We start from the raw sequence: 15,412 nt of genomic DNA, 5'->3' as shown, positions 1-15,412 counted from the left end.
GGGGCGGTGGTTCCAGGGCCCCCGAGTGACGCGGCCGGGGCGGTGGCACCAGGGCCGCCGTCACGCCGGCCGGCGCACCACCGACCGGCAAGCCTCCACATACCCCCGCACCAGCTCCCGCCCCCCGTCCTCCTTCCGCCAGGCCAGCGCGTACGTGCTCGGGCCGATTCCGCGCACCGGGCGGGTGACCACCCCGCCCAGGGTGATCAGGGGCGCGTTGCCGGCGGCCACGAGGCAGACGCCCAGGCCCGCGACGAGGGCCTCGTACGTCTCCTCCGTGCCCGCGATCTCGGCGCCGACGCGGGGCGGACGGCCGGACCGCTCGTCGACGGCCAGCCAGAAGTCGCGCAGCGGGCCCGCGCTCACCGGCAGGGCGAGGAACGGTTCGTCGGCCAGGTCGGCGAAGTCGATCGACTCGCGGGAGGCCAGCGGGTGGGTGGCGGGCAGGGCGACCAGGCGGGACTCCTCGGCGACCGGCGTCCACGCATAGCGCTCCGGGTCGGGCAGGGGCAGCCACACGAAGGCGACCTCCGTCTCACCGTCCGCCAGACCGGCGGTCGGGTCCTGCCAGCCCATCTGCCGCAGCCGCAGGACCGCCTCCGGATGCGCGGCCGTGAAGCGGGAGCGGATCGCCGGGAGCAGCCCGCCGCGGCCCGGGCTGGTGCTCATGCCCACCACCAGCGTGCCCCGGCCCGCCGCCCGCGCCGACGCCATCGCGGTGTCCGCGGCGGCCCACGCCTCCACCACCTGCCGGGCGTGCGGCAGCAGCGCCTCGCCGGCCTCGGTGAGGCGCACGCCGTGCCGGTCCCGTCGGAACAGCTCCACGCCCAACTGCCGCTCCAGCGAGCGGATCTGCTTGCTCAGCGCGGGCTGCGACACGTACAGGCGGTCGGCGGCGCGGGTGAAGTGCAGGTCCTCGGCCACCGCCAGGAAGTAGCGCAGGTCCCGCAGATGTACGTCGGTCGTCATGAACATCGGCTATCACCAAAGGTCTTGGACGGGCAACCGGCCTTCGCGGCAGGGTGGTTCACGGCAGGAGCTGGATCACGAGGGAGTCGTCATGAACAAGGTGTGGCTGATCACGGGCGCGAGCAGCGGCTTCGGGCGGGCGCTCGCCGAGGCGGCGCTGGCCGACGGCGATGTGGTGGTGGGCGCCGCCCGCAGGCCCGGGGCGCTGGACGACCTGGTCGCCGCCCATCCCGACCAGATGGAGGCGCTGGGCCTGGACGTGACCGACACGGCCGCGGCGGAGGCCGCCGTACGGGGCGTGGTCGCCCGGCACGGACGGATCGACGTACTGGTCAACAACGCGGGCCGTACGCATGTCGGCGCCTTCGAGGAGACCACCGAGCACGAGCTGCGCGAACTCTTCGACCTGCATGTCTTCGGCCCGGCGGCCCTCACCCGTGCCGTGCTGCCGTCCATGCGCGCGCGGCGGTCGGGCGCGATCGTGCAGATGAGCAGCATGGGCGGGCAGTTGTCCTTCGCGGGCTTCTCGGCGTACAGCGGGACCAAGTTCGCCCTCGAGGGCATGTCCGAGGCGCTCGCGGACGAGGTCCGGGAGTACGGCGTCAAGGTGCTCGTCGTGGAGCCGGGGGCCTTCCGCACCTCGCTGTTCGAGGCGAGCCGGGCGGGGGTCAGTGCCGACAGCGGCCTCTACGCCAAGGTCAGCCGGACCCGCGAGGCCGTCTCCGGCGGCGACGGCACCCAGGCCGGCGACCCCGCGAAGGCGGCGGCGCTGATCCGCGCCGCGCTCGACGCCGAGGAAACCCCGCTGCGGCTGCCCCTCGGTGACGACGCGGTGACCGCCGTACTCGACCACCTCGACGGGGTACGAGCCGACGTCACCGCATGGGAGAAGAGCACGCGGGCCACCGGGTTCGACGACTGAGTCTCAGGTCGACCGGCGTACTTTCGACCGCAGCCGTGAGCCGCAGCCGTGAGCCGAAGCCGAAGCCGAAGCCGAAGCCGAAGCCGAAGCCGAAGCCGAAGCGGATGGCGATGTCGATGTCGATGTCGATGTCGGTCCATCGCACCACGGGATCACCACGCCTCGTCCTCCCACCCCTCGTCGTCCGGGCACGGCTCCGGATCCGTGACCCAGCCGGCCGTGAGGACGAGGCGTGAGTGGCGGTGTACGGCGAGGAAGGCGAAGGGGCGGTCGAAGACGGCTCGTACCTCGGTGGTGATCCAGCGCGGCTTGGGCGGCGCCGATCCGACGGCCCCCAACGCCGTGACCGCGGCGGACCGGAAGCCCTTGGCGGCGAACCTCGCCCTCGTGGACTGCTGGGCGGAGCCGATGGCCAGGGGCGCGGCGCTGATGCCGGGGAAGTGGCCCTCCCGTGTGTCCCGTGCCGTCGTGAGGCCGAACAGCCGGTGCAGTCCCAGGAGATCGTGCTGGGCCTGGAGGTCGAAGGCCACGGTCTCGGCGGTCAGCAGCGGTGGCAGCGGCTGCGTACTGGGACTTCTGTACACGCGCAGCCCCGGTCCCGGCTCCCCGTAGGGCAGTCGGAAACCCGGCACCACTCGCCGGCGGTCGGCCAGGAGACCGACGCCCGCCCTCAGCACCTGCCCTGCCGTCATGTCCTCCTCGCCCAGCAGGAGATGAACGTCCACGGCCGTGTCGCCCAGCACCTTCAGCTCGGTGACATGGCCGTCGGGTGTCTCGGCCACGCCGACCCGGTCCAGGAGTTCGCTCGTGCGGGACAGGCCCCGCAGTACGCGATCGGCCCAGGGGCCCGTCTCCGGTGCCAACTCCACCTCATCGAAGGGCCGCAGCCAGGTGGTCCGCAGCGCGAGCGCGCTCGCCAGCACCAACTGGGTGTCCTCCCCGACCGCGACGGGCATCCGCTCGATCAGCCCGTCCGTCCGCTTGGCGGCCCATGCGTCCAACTCCAGCTGATCGACCGCCGGATCTCCGCTGAGCCTCCCGTGTGCGTCGGCCGGCAGCCCGGCCGCCCACGGCTCCCGCAGCTCCACCGTCCGCGCGGTCCACAGGCCGAGGGCGGATTCCAGCCCCCGTACGGTCGTCAGCCCGCGCAGCAACTCCCGTGCCGCGGCGGCGCATTCCTCCGCCTGGAGACCGACGGCCCCCGCCAACTCGGCACGTGCCGCCCCGTGTGCCCCGTCGGCCAGCAGGGCCAGCAGCGGCCACACCCCGACCGGTGAGAACACGGTCCCCTCGTCGGCCGGTGAGGCCGTCCCGCCGGCGGTCCGTTCCTCCCGTGCCTCGGCCCACCGCACCGCGAGCCGGTTCACCGCCCTGGTCGTCGTCCCCGTGATCGCCATTCCGCCCCCGCCCGCCCCCCGCATACGATGCGCCCAGTCGTACGTCAGTTCCCCGCCGCTGTCTGAACCAGGAGCACGGTACCCGTGTCCATACCCCCGCCCCCTGGGCCGCACCAGCCCGACCCCGCCCAGGGGCCCCAGGGACCCCAGGGACCGTCCCCCGCTCCCGACCCGTACCGGCCGCCGCCGGAGGGACAGCAGCCGTACGGGCCGCCGCCCCAGGGACACCAGCCGTACGGGCAACAGCCGTACGGGCAGCAGCCTTACGGGCAGCAGCCCTACGGACAGCCCCCGTACGGGCCGCCGCCCCAGCCGTACCAGCCGTACGGCCCACCCCCGGGCACCCCCGCCGCCACCCCCTACCAGACCTGGGGTCAGGGCTACAGCCCGTACGCCCGCCCCTCCCCCGTGAGCGGTCTCGCCATCGCCTCGCTGGTGCTCGGGGTGCTGTGCTGTGTCCCGGCCGCCGGGCTCGTGCTGGGCGTGATCGCGCTGGTGCAGATCAAGAAGAAGGGGCAGTCCGGCAAGGGGATGGCGATCGCCGGTTCGATCCTGTCGGGGCTCGGACTCGCCCTGTGGGTGGCGGCGCTCGCCACCGGCGGCCTCTCCGGGGCGTGGGAGGGGTTCAAGAAGGGCGCGACGGAGGGCGCGGCCTTCTCGGTGGTGAAGGGGCAGTGCTTCGATGCGCCGGGGGAGACCCTCGACGGCCTCACCTACGACGTCGACGAGGTGCCCTGCGCGGGTGAGCACGACGGCGAGGTGTTCGGCGAGTTCGAGATGAGCGGGTCTGTCTTCCCCGGCGACGCCGCCGTCTCCGACGCGGCCGACGAGAGGTGCTACCCCCTCCAGGACGCCTACGTCATGGACACCTGGTCGCTCCCCGACGACGTGGACGTGTACTACTTCGGCCCGACCCGGCAGAGCTGGCGCCTCGGCGACCGCGAGATCAGCTGCATCTTCGGCAACACCGACGAAAAGGGCACTCTGACCGGCTCGCTGCGTGTCGACGCGACCACCCTCGACGACGACCAGCTCACCTTCCTGATGGCGGTCAACGCCGTCGACAAGACGTTCTGGGAGGAGCCCGAGGAGCAGCCGGAGGACGACCTGCCGGGCTACCGGAACTGGGCGCGGGACGTCCACGACACGCTCGACGACGAGGTCCGCCACCTGCGGGCGCACACCTGGTCGGGCGCCCCGGCCAAGCCGGTGGAGGCCCTGATCAAGGACATGGAGAAGTCCCGCGGCGAGTGGACGAAGGCCGCCGCCTCCGATGACGTGGACACCTTCTACACGCACTACGACGCGGGCTACGCCTTCGTCGACGGCTCCACGACCGTCACCGCCCGCAAAGCTCTGGGGCTCGCCACCGACCCGCCGTACGACGACGATGATTCGAGCGGCGAGGGCGGCGACTCAGGAAGCTCGGAGCTCAATGTGTGAACCCGGCCATAGCGGGGAGAAAGTGCCTGCGTAAAGCCCACCAGCGGAACATGTCATCACATCGAGTGATTCTCTGGCCTTTGCTTGCATGGGCCAACCCACGGTTGCCAGGCTGTTGCTGTCTGTACAACCTGATGGGAGCGGCCAGTGACATTCGGTGAGCAGCCGGCGTACCTGCGCGTCGCGGGTGATCTCCGCAAGAAGATCGTCGACGGTTCGCTGCCACCGCACACCCGCCTGCCGTCCCAGGCGAGGATCCGCGAGGAGTACGGCGTCTCGGACACCGTCGCCCTCGAGGCGCGCAAGGTGCTGATGGCCGAGGGTCTGGTCGAGGGCCGCTCCGGGTCCGGGACCTACGTCCGCGAGCAGCCCGAGCCCCGCCGTATCGCCCGCTCCGGCTACCGCCCGGCCTCGGGGGCCACCCCCTTCCGCCAGGAGCAGGCGGACGGGGAGGGGCGCGGCACCTGGGAGTCCAGCAGCCGCCAGACCGAGGCCTCCGCCGCCATCGCCGAGCGGCTCGCCATCCGGCCCGGCGACCGCGTGATGTGCACCAAGTACGTCTTCCGGGAGGCCGGAGAGCCCATCATGCTCTCCACCTCCTGGGAGCCGCTCGCGGTCACCGGGCGCACCCCCGTGATGCTGCCCGAGGAGGGCCCCCTCGGCGGCATGGGCGTCGTCGAGCGGATGGCCGCCATCGACGTCGTCGTGGACAACGTCACCGAGGAGGTCGGTGCCCGCCCCGGCCTCGCCGAGGAACTGCTCGCCCTGGGCGGTGTCCCCGGCCATGTCGTCCTCGTGGTCCACCGCACCTACTACGCCTCGGGGCGCCCTGTGGAGACGGCAGACGTGGTCATTCCGGCCGACCGCTACCAGGTCGCGTACCACCTTCCGGTGAAGTAGCGCCCCTCCGGTGAGGCAGTCTCCTGCCGGTCAAAGGGCGCCCTTTCGGTGAAGTAGCGTGCGCCCCAGGGCGGTTGCCCCGGGCAGGCGCTCAACGGGCCCGTAGGCGAACGCCGTTCGAATTCGGCCGTTCTCGCAGGTCGACACCGCCGTCCCGATGGCACCCCAGACCGGAGGCACCGCCGCCCACCGGGGGCGCGTTCGGTGTCGCGCGCCCCGGGTCCGAGGAGTCCGTCCTGGCTGGTTGCGTACCTCTTTGTGAAAACGCGTGTTCGCTGCGTAAAGGTTGGGCGTAGGCTCGGGCATATGCGGAGTGCGGTTTCCTTATCGGGTGGGGCTCGACGCAGGTCGGGAAGGAGCGGTGGGGCGCAATGAACGACGGCACGATCACTCTTCCCTGGCTCGTCATACGACAGGACGACAACGGCAATCGCTACCGCGTGGGCAGGTACGCGACCAGGGCGGAGGCCCAGAAGATCGCCGACAGTCTCGACGCCCGCGGCCACAAGCAGCTCTACTGGGTCGAGCGCATCGGTCAGAACGGCGGCAGTTCGGCCGACTGACCGCGCTCCCGTAGGCTCCGGCGCATGACGGAACGGATCGTGGTGGTGGCGGCCGCCCTCTACGACGGCGACCGCCTCCTCGCGGCCCGCCGCAGCGCGCCCCCGGCCCTGGCCGGCCGGTGGGAGCTGCCGGGCGGCAAGGTGGAGCAGGGGGAGGCGCCGGAGAAGGCGCTGCTGCGGGAGCTGCGCGAGGAGTTGGGTGTGCAGGCGGAAATCCTGGACCGTATCCCGGGCGAGTGGCCTCTTACGCCCCCGTACGTCCTCCAGGCATGGCGAGCCCGTCTGCTCCCGGCTTCCGTCGATCCGCGGCCCTTGCAGGACCATGACGAGCTCCGCTGGCTGACACCGGACGAGCTCTGGGACGTCAACTGGCTCGACCAAGACGTAGAGGCGGTCGGGGCACTGGAGACACCCAGGGGCGCGGGGAACGGCGCGACAAGCCACGAAACGCCCGCACCCGCCCCTCAACGGACCCCCCCGAGTTCTTAGGCCCCCTGTCTTCAGCCATTCGCACGGTACCGCCCCCGAAGAATCGGGTATGTGCCCCTTAACCCCACGAAAGCGGACATGGGCTGGCCCGGGATGTGATCGGCGTGATCGACACCGAAGGCGACTGCGCCGAGTGGATCTTCCCAGCAGACCCCGGCGCCGTACGTGCCGCCCGCGCCGCGGTCCGCGAGAGGCTGCGGCACTGGGGCCTCGACGTCCTGGCCGACGTCGCCGCCCTACTGGTCAGCGAGCTGGTGACGAACTCCCTTCGGCACGCCACCGGCCCCATCGGCGTCCGCCTGGTCCGCCCCGGCGCGGTCGACGGCGTCCTCCTGGTGGAGGTCTCCGACCCCCTCCCCGACCCGCCCCGCGAACGCGTCGCCGAACTGGACGACGAGAGCGGTCGTGGCCTCCAGCTGGTCGCCCACGCCGCCCACCGCTGGGGCACCCGCCCCGGCGGGAGCGGCAAGACGGTCTGGTTCGAGCTCTCGCTGCCATGAGGAACGTATGTACGACATCCCGTCCCCTGTCCAGCGACCGGTTCAGGCCGGTGGCAGTTGTCGGCGGACGTGATTCGATGCCGTGTCCGCTGGTTAGAAGACTGGAAGTGTTGTCGCAGCCCGGACCGAAAACCGTCGGGATCGTGCTGTGATCGTGAACACCGTGTTGTGCGGCGCCGTAGTGCTGGATACTGCGGGCAGCCGCCCCCGGTGACCGGTACCGGACGCGGTGAGCTGGAGGGGACGGTTCGCGTGAGCGAGATACCAGCGAAGGCCACGGAGTCGAAGGACCCGTCGGACGGCGCGAGGACGGAGGCCGCGGAGGATGCCGTACGGGTCCGTCCCGGCGAGCTGCCGTCCGGTGACGCCATGTGGCAGAGCAGCCCGCCCGGTTCGATCTACGACTACATCAAGGTGGCGTCCTTCTCCATAGGCCCCGACGGGCTGGTCGACCAGTGGAGCCTGCGCGCCGAGCAGCTCTTCGGCATCCCCGCCGGGCGCGCGGTCGGCATGGACCCCATCGAGGCGTTCATCGACCCGGACCTGCACGAGCAGGGCCAGCGCAAGATGGCCGAGATCCTGGACGGACGCGAGTGGACCGGAGTGGTCCCCTTCCGCACCCCTCCCACGGCCGACACCGAGCACGCCCGCGAGGGCCTCGCCGAGGTCTACGTGATGCCGACGCGGACCGAGGAGGGCGAGCGGGCCGCCGTCTGCATCGTCGTCGACGTGCGCACGCTCCGGAGCATCGAGACCGACCTGGCCGCCTCGCAGGCGATTTTCGGTCAATCTCCTTTCGGCTTCGTGCTGATCGACCCCGACCTGCGGGTTCGCCGTGTCAACTACCGGTTCGCCTCCCTGTTCGGCGGCACGCCGGACGACCATCGCGGCAAGGGTGTCCACGACTATCTGCCCCGCCCCGAGGCCGAGCGGGTCTCGGCGACCCTGCGCCGGGTCCTGGAGACCGGCGACTCCATCACGGACATGCACGTCACCGGCTTCCTGCCGGGTTCCGACGAGCGACGGCACTGGTCCATCAACCTGTACCGGGTGCGCAGCGGATCCGGCCGGCCCATCGGCATCGCCTGGCTGGGAACCGACATCACGGCCCGCCGCGCCGCCGCCCGTGAGGCCGCCGCCGCACGGCGCAATCTCGCCCTTCTGAACGAGGCGGGCGCCCGCATAGGCAACTCCCTCGACCTGGAGACCACGGCCCGCGAACTCCTCGACGTAGTCGTCCCCGGCTTCTGCGACCTGGCCACCGTCGACCTCTACCAGGGTCTCCTGGCCGGCGACGAGACCCCGCCCGGCCTCGCGGACGGCAGCGCCGAACTGCGCCGCGTCGCCTTCGCCAGCGCGGTCTCCGACGCCCCCTTCCTCGGCTCCGGCGCCCCCGTCTCGGTCGGTGCGGTCCACCACTACCCGTTCAACTCACCGTGCGCGGACGCCCTGCGCACCGCCCGCCCGCTGTACGTCCCGGCCGAGGAGGGCGGCCTCGTGCAGTCCACGCTCGCCGTGCCGATGGTCGCCCACGACACCGTCGTAGGCCTCGCGCAGTTCGCGCGGACGAAGGGCAGCGAGCCGTTCGGGGACCGGGACCGGGACCTGGCGGTGGAGCTGGCGGCGCGGGCCGCGGTCTGTATCGACAACGCGCGCCTGTACCGGCGGGAGCACGAACGGGCGCTGATACTGCAACGGTCCCTGCTGCCGCCCGGCGACCCGGTCGCCTCCGGCCTCGACATCGCCTGCCGCTACCTGCCCGGCAACTCCTCCGCGGACCGGCCCAGCGAGGTCGGCGGCGACTGGTTCGACGTCATAGAACTGCCGGGGCACCGCACCGCGTTGGTGGTCGGCGACGTGATGGGCCGCGGCCTGCGCGCGGCGGTGGCGATGGGCGAACTGCGGTCCGCCGTGCGGACGCTGGCCCTGCTCGACCTCGAACCGGCCGAAGTGCTCTCCGCGTTGGACGAGATCGCCCGCGGCCTCGGCGCGCCCGGCGGTGTCCAGCAGGCCACCCGCGCGGCCCGCCGCCCCCGTGAGGCGGACCTGTCCGAGGTGTACCTCGCGACCTGCGTCTACGCCGTCTACGACTCGGTGACCAGGCGCTGCACCTTCGCCAACGCGGGCCATCTGCCCCCCGTGCTGGTCGAACCCGGCGAGGACGCGCTGATGCTCGACGTGCCGCCCGGGATGCCGCTCGGCGTCGGCGGCGAGCCCTTCGAGGAGGTCGAGGTCGAACTACCCGAAGGCGCCCTGCTCGCGCTCTACACGGATGGACTGGTCGAAAGCCGCGATCACCCCCTCGACGAGGGCCTCCAGGCGTTCGTCGGGGCGCTGACCGACCCCTCCGCGCCCCTGGAGGACGTCTGCGACCACGTCCTCGCCACCCTCGACAGCCACCACGGCGAGGACGACATCGCGCTCCTGATGGCACGTGTCCAGGGCCTGCCCGTCGACTCGGTCGGCGACTGGACGCTGCCGCGCGAGCCGCGCAGTGTGGGCCGGGCCCGCGAGTACGCCCGCGCCCGGCTGCTCGGCTGGGATCTGGAACCCCTGGTCGACACCACGGAACTCCTGGTCAGCGAACTCGTCACCAACGCCCTGCGGTACGGCGAGGGAGAGATCCGGCTGCGCCTCCTCCTGGACCGGACCCTGGTCTGCGAGGTCTGGGACTCCGGGCTCGTCCAGCCCCGCCGCCGACGCGCCCGCGACACCGACGAGGGCGGCCGCGGTCTGCAACTGGTCGGCCTGCTCAGCGCGGCCTGGGGCTCCCGCCGGACCCCGCGCGGCAAGACGGTGTGGTTCGAACTCCCGCTGCCGGACGGGGAGAACGGCATGGTGGATCCGGCGGAGGCCCTGCTGAGCCTGTTCTAGGCGGTGTCGCCGTCCCCTTCGGCGTGGCCGCGCAGTCGCACGTCCTGTTCCGCGAGGTCGCGGGCCTCGCGGGCGAGGTCGTCGACGCGCGGTGGGTCCTCGGTCCGCCGTGCCTCCGCCAGGAGGACACGGGGCCGGGCACCGACCGCCTCCCGGTGCACGGCCACATAGTCCTGAGCAGAGGCCACGGACTCCCCGGCCACCAGCATCGCGGCCACCGCGAGCACCCCGGACCGGCCGTCCGCGAGGGGTGCGGTGGCGTGCACGATCCGACGCAGCACGCCCAGCGGGTCGTACGGCCGTCCGGACGTCGTCTCCTGTCGTACGGCGGCCAGGACCGCGTCGGCGTGCACGAGCCGGGCGTCCGCCGCACCCTCGCGCCGGGCACGGTCGCGGACGGGGGCCAGCACCGCCTCCGCGCCCGTGAGGGCGGCCGGGATCAGCCGGGCGGCCTCGGTGCGCGCCGAGCGCAGCCGGGCCACGGCCGACACCAGCACGTCCGCCCGGCAGATCGCGGTCTCCGCGGCGCGGAGCCGGTGGACCGCCTCGTCGAGCCGGTCGGCGGCGATGGCCTGGTGGGTCTCGCCCAGGTGGACGGTGGCGGTGACCAGGCTGTCCTTGGCCAGCTCGACGTAGCCGGTGACGGAGCCGTCCACGGGCGCGGTGTCCGCCTCCGCCGTGCGGGCGGTCAGGTCGCGGAAGCGGGTCTCGGCCAGGGCGAGGGCCGCGTCCGGGTCACGGTCCAGCGCCCGTAGCGCGCGCAGGCTCTCCGTGCCCTCGGTCAACCGCCGCTCGGCCTCCTCGCACCGCCCCACGACTCCGGCGAGCGCGGCCGCCTCCTCGGGCACGCCCTCGTCGTAGCGTCGCCGGATCGCGCACGCGGTCCCGAGTTCGGCCTCCGCGGCCTCGGCCACCCGGACGAACGGGACCACGGTCTCGCGCCCGAACCCGGCCTCGGCGAAGGAGAGTTCCTCGCGGAAGGCGTACAGGTGGTTGTCGGCGTCGACGAGCGCGGCGCGGGAGCGGTCGTCCAGGCCGGCCGGCGCGGGAGGGGCCGCGGGGGAGGGGTACGCGCCGACGTGGGTCGTGCCGGGGGCCGCCGGTGTCGTACGACTGCGGGTGCGGCGTATCCGGCGTACGGAACCGTAGGCGGCGAGCACCGTCACCACGGCGAGGGCGGCCACCGGCAGGACGAGATCGCCCGCGGAGGAGCTTTCCTCGGCCGCCGCGGCGCTGGTCCGCGCGCCCGCGACCGGAGGGTCGTCGTCGGCCGTCATCCACGGCAACACCAGCCACAGGACTCCGGCCACCACACCCAGCAGGGCGTGCGCCACCCGCACGGATATGTGCGAGCGGCTGCGCCGGGGGCGGCCGCGCATCAGGGAGGGCGTCACATTTCGGAGCGTATGGGCCGGAAAGCGGGGGCGCGAGCGGGGTGAGGTGGGCGGGGTAGACGGCCGTGGGAGCGCCGCGAACCTGGTGAGGGGGTTGGAGCCCGTGGGACAGTGAGCGCGTGATCTCGGTGTTGACGGTCCTGGGGGCCGTGGTGGTGGGGGCACTGCTGGTGCTGGGCGCCGTTCAGGTCGCGACCGGCTGGGCGCCGCGTGGCGTCCGGGACGAGACGCCACGGCCGCGTCTGTCGGGGGCCGCCACCTTGGTGCACGGGGCCGGCCTGGCGGTGTTCCTCTTCCTCGGCCCGCTGGGCAGCGCGGTCCCGGGGCAGCCCGCGATCCCGTTGCTCGGCCTGGCGGCGGGAAACATCGCGGGCGCCGGGCTGCGGTGGCTCGCCCGGCGCCCTCCTCGTGCCGCAGTTCCTCCTACGGCCTTCTCCTGATCTTCGACCCCAGCCACACCAGCGGGTCGTACTTGCGGTCGACCGCGCGTTCCTTCAAGGGGATCAGCGCGTTGTCCGTGATCTTGATGCCCTCGGGGCAGACCTCCGTGCAGCACTTGGTGATGTTGCAGTAGCCGAGGCCGTGTTCGTCCTGGGCCGTCTTCTTGCGGTCCAGGCCCGACTCCTCGGCCGCGTCCAGCGGGTGCATGTCCAGCTCCGCCACCCGCATGAGGAACCGGGGCCCCGCGAACGACGGCTTGTTCTCCTCGTGGTCGCGGACGACATGGCAGGTGTCCTGGCACAGGAAGCACTCGATGCACTTGCGGAACTCCTGCGAGCGGTCCACGTCCTCCTGCATCATCCGGTACTCTCCGGGACCGAGGTCCGGCGGCGGGACGAACGCCGGGACCTCGCGCGCCTTCTGGTAGTTGAAGCCGACGTCGGTGACCAGGTCCCGCACGACCGGGAAGGCGCGCAGCGGAGTGACGGTGACCGTCTCCTCCTCGGTGAAGACCGACATGCGCGTCATGCACATCAGCCTCGGCCGCCCGTTGATCTCCGCCGAGCACGAACCGCACTTGCCCGCCTTGCAGTTCCAGCGGACCGCGAGATCGGGCGCCTGGGTGGCCTGGAGCCGGTGGATGATGTCCAGGACCACCTCGCCGTCGTTGACGTCGACCTTGAAGTCCTCCAGGCCGCCGCCCCGCACATCACCCCGCCACACCTTGAAGTGGGCCGTGTAGCCGCTCATTCGTACAGCTCCTCTTCGGCGAGGTACTTGACCAGCTCCTCCTTCTCGAAGAGGGCGAGCAGGTCGGCGCGGATGGGGTCGGTGGTCTCACGGGTCAGGTCGATCTGGCCGCGGACCGGGTCCGTGGCCGCCAACCCGCCCGTCGGGTCGGTCAGTCGGCAGATCAGATTCACCCGGCGCCATGTGCGCTCCATCGTCGGATGGTCCTCGCGGGTGTGCCCGCCCCGCGACTCGGTCCGCTCCAGCGCCGCCCGCGCCACGCACTCGCTGACCAGCAGCATGTTGCGCAGGTCCAGCGCGAGGTGCCAGCCCGGGTTGAACTGCCGGTGCCCCTCGACCCCGGCCCGCCGGGCCCGCACCCGAAGCTCCGCGAGCTTCTCCAGGGCCTGCTCCATCTCGCCCTCCCGGCGGATGATGCCGACCAGGTCGTTCATGGCCTGCTGGAGCTCCTGGTGCAGGGTGTACGGGTTCTCCGGAGGACCGGTGTCGGGTTCGACGCCCTCCGCCGAGAACGGCCGCAGCGCCTCCGCGGCCGCCGCGTCGACCTGCACCTCGTCCACCGGCGGCCGGTCCGCCGCGAGGCCGGTCGCGTACTCCGCCGCGTGCCAGCCCGCCCGGCGCCCGAACACCAGCAGGTCGGACAGGGAGTTGCCGCCCAGCCGGTTGGAGCCGTGCATCCCGCCCGCGACCTCACCGGCCGCGAACAGCCCCTGCACCCCGCGCGCCGCCGCCGTGTCCGAGTCGACCGCGATCCCGCCCATCACGTAGTGACAGGTCGGCCCGACCTCCATCGGCTCGGCGGTGATGTCGACGTCCGCCAGCTCTTTGAACTGGTGGTACATCGAGGGGAGCCGGCGGCGGATGACCTCCGCGGGCATCCGCGTGGACACGTCCAGGAAGACCCCGCCGTGCGGAGAGCCCCGGCCCGCCTTGACCTCGGCGTTGATGGCCCTCGCCACCTCGTCGCGCGGCAACAGCTCAGGCGGGCGGCGGTTGTTGTCGGGGTCCTCGTACCAGCGGTCGCCCTCTTCCTCCGACTCGGCGTACTTCTCCTTGAAGACGTCCGGGACGTAGTCGAACATGAACCGCTTGCCCTCGGAGTTGCGCAGCACCCCGCCGTCGCCGCGGACGGACTCGGTGACGAGGATTCCCTTCACCGAGGGGGGCCAGACCATGCCGGTCGGGTGGAACTGCACGAACTCCATGTTCAGCAGGGGCGCTCCGGCCAGCAGCGCCAGCGCGTGGCCGTCGCCCGTGTACTCCCACGAGTTCGACGTCACCTTGAAGGACTTGCCGATGCCACCGGTCGCGATCACCACGGACGGGGCTTCCAGGACGAAGAAACGACCCGTCTCACGGTCGTAGGCGAAGACGCCGGAAACACGGCTTCCGTCCTTCAACACCCGTGTGACCGTGCACTCCTGATAGACCTTCAGACGGGACTCGTAGTCGCCGGTCTCCTTCTTGTCCTCCTGCTGGAGGGACACGATCTTCTGCTGGAGCGTGCGGATCAGTTCGAGGCCGGTGCGGTCGCCGACATGGGCGAGGCGCGGGTACTCGTGGCCGCCGAAGTTGCGCTGGGAGATCCGGCCGTCCTTGGTGCGGTCGAACAGGGCGCCCCAGGTCTCCAGCTCCCAGACCCGGTCCGGGGCCTCCCGGGCGTGCAGTTCGGCCATCCGCCACTGGTTGAGGAACTTGCCGCCGCGCATGGTGTCGCGGAAGTGGACCTGCCAGTTGTCGTGCGAGTTGGCGTTGCCCATGCTGGCCGCGATGCCGCCCTCGGCCATCACAGTGTGCGCCTTGCCGAACAGCGACTTGCAGATCACGGCCGTACGGGCACCGCGCTCGCGGGCCTCGATGGCGGCCCGCAGTCCGGCGCCGCCCGCGCCGACCACGACGACGTCCCATTCCTGCCGGTCGACCACGGACATCAGAAGAACCTCGGATCGTCGAAGACACCGGACGCGACCAGATAGACGTAGAAGTCGGCGAGCGCCACGCTCACCAGCGACGCCCAGGCGAGCTGCATGTGGCGCGCGTTCAGTTTCCCGACGAACTGCCAGGCCTTGTAGCGCACGGGATGCTGGGAGAAGTGCCTGAGCTTGCCGCCCACGATGTGCCGGCAGGAGTGGCAGGAGGCGGTGTACGCCCAGATCAGCACGATGTTGACCAGGAAGACCACGGTCCCGAGGCCCATGTGGCCCCACTCGTAGTTCTCGTCGCGGAACGCGAGCACGGTGTCGTAGGTCAGGATCCCGGCGACCACGATCGCGGCGTAGAAGAAGTACCGGTGGATGTTCTGGAGGATCAGCGGGAAGCGGGTCTCACCGGTGTACTTCTTGTGCGGCTCGGCCACCGCGCAGGCCGGCGGGGACGCCCAGAAGCCCCGGTAGTAGGCCTTGCGGTAGTAGTAGCAGGTCAGGCGGAAGCCGAGCGGGAAGATCAGGATGATGATCGCGGGGGAGATGCCCCACCAGCTGCCGAACAGCTCCCAGTTGGGGCCGTGCCGCATGGGCTCGCAGCGCTCGGCGAGACAGGGGGAGTAGAACGGCGAGACGTACGGGGCCGCGTAGTAGTCCGTGTCCGCGAAGGCCCGCCAGGTCGAGTAGACGATGAAGGCGAGCAGCCCGGCCGCGGTGGCCGCCGGCGCCAGCCACCAGCGGTCGGTGCGCAGGTGCGGGGCGTCGATCGCGGCGCGCGTGCCGGTGCGCACGCCGCCGCGCACGGGATGGGATTCGGTGTCGGGGGGTTCCGTACCAGTGGCCAACGC

The 15,412-nt window shown here is 71.9% G+C and carries 15 protein-coding genes; 8 read left to right on the top strand and 7 right to left on the bottom strand.

Going from position 1 to position 15,412, the window contains the following annotated elements:
• Positions 1-60: 60 nt before the first annotated feature.
• The gene (locus tag IF54_RS0120700; protein WP_030320789.1) at positions 61-975 is read right to left on the bottom strand and encodes a LysR family transcriptional regulator; all 915 of its coding nucleotides are present in this window, start codon (positions 973-975) and stop codon (positions 61-63) included.
• Positions 976-1,060: 85 nt separating this feature from the next.
• On the opposite strand from IF54_RS0120700, the gene IF54_RS0120695 reads away from it, so the two are divergent.
• Entirely contained in the window at positions 1,061-1,891 is an 831-nt protein-coding gene (locus IF54_RS0120695) for an oxidoreductase (RefSeq protein ID WP_030320787.1), read from the top strand.
• Here the strand turns inward: IF54_RS0120695 and IF54_RS0120690 are convergent.
• Both IF54_RS0120690 and IF54_RS0120685 read right to left on the bottom strand, forming a co-directional pair.
• Complete coding sequence (locus tag IF54_RS0120690) at positions 1,845-2,039, bottom strand: hypothetical protein (RefSeq protein WP_030320785.1); 195 nt, start codon at positions 2,037-2,039, stop codon at positions 1,845-1,847. The genes IF54_RS0120695 and IF54_RS0120690 overlap by 47 nt on opposite strands.
• 4 nt (positions 2,040-2,043) lie before the next feature.
• Positions 2,044-3,288 (bottom strand): serpin family protein, encoded by a 1,245-nt coding sequence (locus IF54_RS0120685; protein ID WP_234439015.1) that lies wholly within the window; start codon positions 3,286-3,288, stop codon positions 2,044-2,046.
• A gap of 84 nt (positions 3,289-3,372) precedes the next feature.
• Here IF54_RS0120685 and IF54_RS0120680 point away from each other — a divergent pair, with 84 nt between their 5' ends.
• From IF54_RS0120680 to IF54_RS0120655, 6 genes are all read left to right on the top strand, one after another.
• Positions 3,373-4,731 carry a DUF4190 domain-containing protein gene (locus tag IF54_RS0120680; RefSeq protein ID WP_030320781.1) on the top strand — a complete coding sequence of 453 codons (1,359 nt, stop codon included), beginning with the start codon at positions 3,373-3,375 and terminating at the stop codon, positions 4,729-4,731.
• Between the two features lie 147 nt (positions 4,732-4,878).
• Entirely contained in the window at positions 4,879-5,631 is a 753-nt protein-coding gene (locus IF54_RS0120675) for a GntR family transcriptional regulator (protein WP_030320780.1), read from the top strand.
• A 371-nt stretch (positions 5,632-6,002) separates the two neighbouring features.
• Positions 6,003-6,194: an SPOR domain-containing protein gene (locus IF54_RS0120670; protein ID WP_030320777.1), complete on the top strand. Its 192-nt coding sequence runs from the start codon at positions 6,003-6,005 to the stop codon at positions 6,192-6,194.
• 24 nt (positions 6,195-6,218) lie between these two features.
• On the top strand, positions 6,219-6,683 hold the full coding sequence (locus IF54_RS0120665) for a (deoxy)nucleoside triphosphate pyrophosphohydrolase (RefSeq protein WP_030320774.1): 465 nt from the start codon (positions 6,219-6,221) through the stop codon (positions 6,681-6,683).
• A 95-nt stretch (positions 6,684-6,778) separates the two neighbouring features.
• Positions 6,779-7,183 carry an ATP-binding protein gene (locus tag IF54_RS0120660; protein ID WP_030320773.1) on the top strand — a complete coding sequence of 135 codons (405 nt, stop codon included), beginning with the start codon at positions 6,779-6,781 and terminating at the stop codon, positions 7,181-7,183.
• Between the two features lie 252 nt (positions 7,184-7,435).
• The gene (locus IF54_RS0120655; protein WP_030320771.1) at positions 7,436-10,057 is read left to right on the top strand and encodes a SpoIIE family protein phosphatase; all 2,622 of its coding nucleotides are present in this window, start codon (positions 7,436-7,438) and stop codon (positions 10,055-10,057) included.
• Here the strand turns inward: IF54_RS0120655 and IF54_RS0120650 are convergent.
• The gene (locus IF54_RS0120650) at positions 10,054-11,451 is read right to left on the bottom strand and encodes a hypothetical protein (RefSeq protein ID WP_234439014.1); all 1,398 of its coding nucleotides are present in this window, start codon (positions 11,449-11,451) and stop codon (positions 10,054-10,056) included. The two genes, IF54_RS0120655 and IF54_RS0120650, sit on opposite strands and share 4 nt — an antisense overlap.
• Positions 11,452-11,570: 119 nt before the next feature.
• Here IF54_RS0120650 and IF54_RS0120645 point away from each other — a divergent pair, with 119 nt between their 5' ends.
• Positions 11,571-11,891, top strand: coding sequence for a hypothetical protein (locus IF54_RS0120645; protein ID WP_030320765.1), 321 nt, complete (start codon positions 11,571-11,573; stop codon positions 11,889-11,891).
• Here IF54_RS0120645 and IF54_RS0120640 read toward each other — a convergent pair.
• Genes IF54_RS0120640 through IF54_RS0120630 form a run of 3 tightly spaced genes read right to left on the bottom strand, consistent with a single transcriptional unit; the run spans position 11,875 to position 15,409 of the window.
• Positions 11,875-12,642 carry a succinate dehydrogenase/fumarate reductase iron-sulfur subunit gene (locus IF54_RS0120640; RefSeq protein ID WP_030320764.1) on the bottom strand — a complete coding sequence of 256 codons (768 nt, stop codon included), beginning with the start codon at positions 12,640-12,642 and terminating at the stop codon, positions 11,875-11,877. The two genes, IF54_RS0120645 and IF54_RS0120640, sit on opposite strands and share 17 nt — an antisense overlap.
• The gene (locus IF54_RS0120635; protein ID WP_030320755.1) at positions 12,639-14,573 is read right to left on the bottom strand and encodes a fumarate reductase/succinate dehydrogenase flavoprotein subunit; all 1,935 of its coding nucleotides are present in this window, start codon (positions 14,571-14,573) and stop codon (positions 12,639-12,641) included. Before IF54_RS0120635 ends, IF54_RS0120640 begins: the two co-directional genes overlap by 4 nt.
• Positions 14,573-15,409, bottom strand: coding sequence for a hypothetical protein (locus IF54_RS0120630; RefSeq protein ID WP_030320752.1), 837 nt, complete (start codon positions 15,407-15,409; stop codon positions 14,573-14,575). Before IF54_RS0120630 ends, IF54_RS0120635 begins: the two co-directional genes overlap by 1 nt.
• Between the last annotated feature and the right edge of the window lie 3 nt (positions 15,410-15,412).

Origin of the sequence: Streptomyces sp. NRRL B-3229, assembly GCF_000719505.1 — a bacterium.
Taxonomy (GTDB): Bacteria; Actinomycetota; Actinomycetes; order Streptomycetales; family Streptomycetaceae; genus Streptomyces; species Streptomyces griseorubiginosus.
The sequence above is the reverse complement of the archived record's forward strand: the minus strand, read 5'-3'. Positions and strand labels throughout refer to the sequence as shown.

What these genes read in the sequence shown, in the direction of transcription:
- IF54_RS0120670 (WP_030320777.1), top strand. Translation starts at nt 6,003, where the DNA reads ATGAACGACGGCACGATCACTCTTCCCTGGCTCGTCATACGACAGGAC.
- IF54_RS0120685 (WP_234439015.1), bottom strand. Translation starts at nt 3,288, where the DNA reads ATGGCGATCACGGGGACGACGACCAGGGCGGTGAACCGGCTCGCGGTG.
- IF54_RS0120635 (WP_030320755.1), bottom strand. Translation starts at nt 14,573, where the DNA reads ATGTCCGTGGTCGACCGGCAGGAATGGGACGTCGTCGTGGTCGGCGCG.
- IF54_RS0120640 (WP_030320764.1), bottom strand. Translation starts at nt 12,642, where the DNA reads ATGAGCGGCTACACGGCCCACTTCAAGGTGTGGCGGGGTGATGTGCGG.
- IF54_RS0120665 (WP_030320774.1), top strand. Translation starts at nt 6,219, where the DNA reads ATGACGGAACGGATCGTGGTGGTGGCGGCCGCCCTCTACGACGGCGAC.
- IF54_RS0120700 (WP_030320789.1), bottom strand. Translation starts at nt 975, where the DNA reads ATGTTCATGACGACCGACGTACATCTGCGGGACCTGCGCTACTTCCTG.
- IF54_RS0120695 (WP_030320787.1), top strand. Translation starts at nt 1,061, where the DNA reads ATGAACAAGGTGTGGCTGATCACGGGCGCGAGCAGCGGCTTCGGGCGG.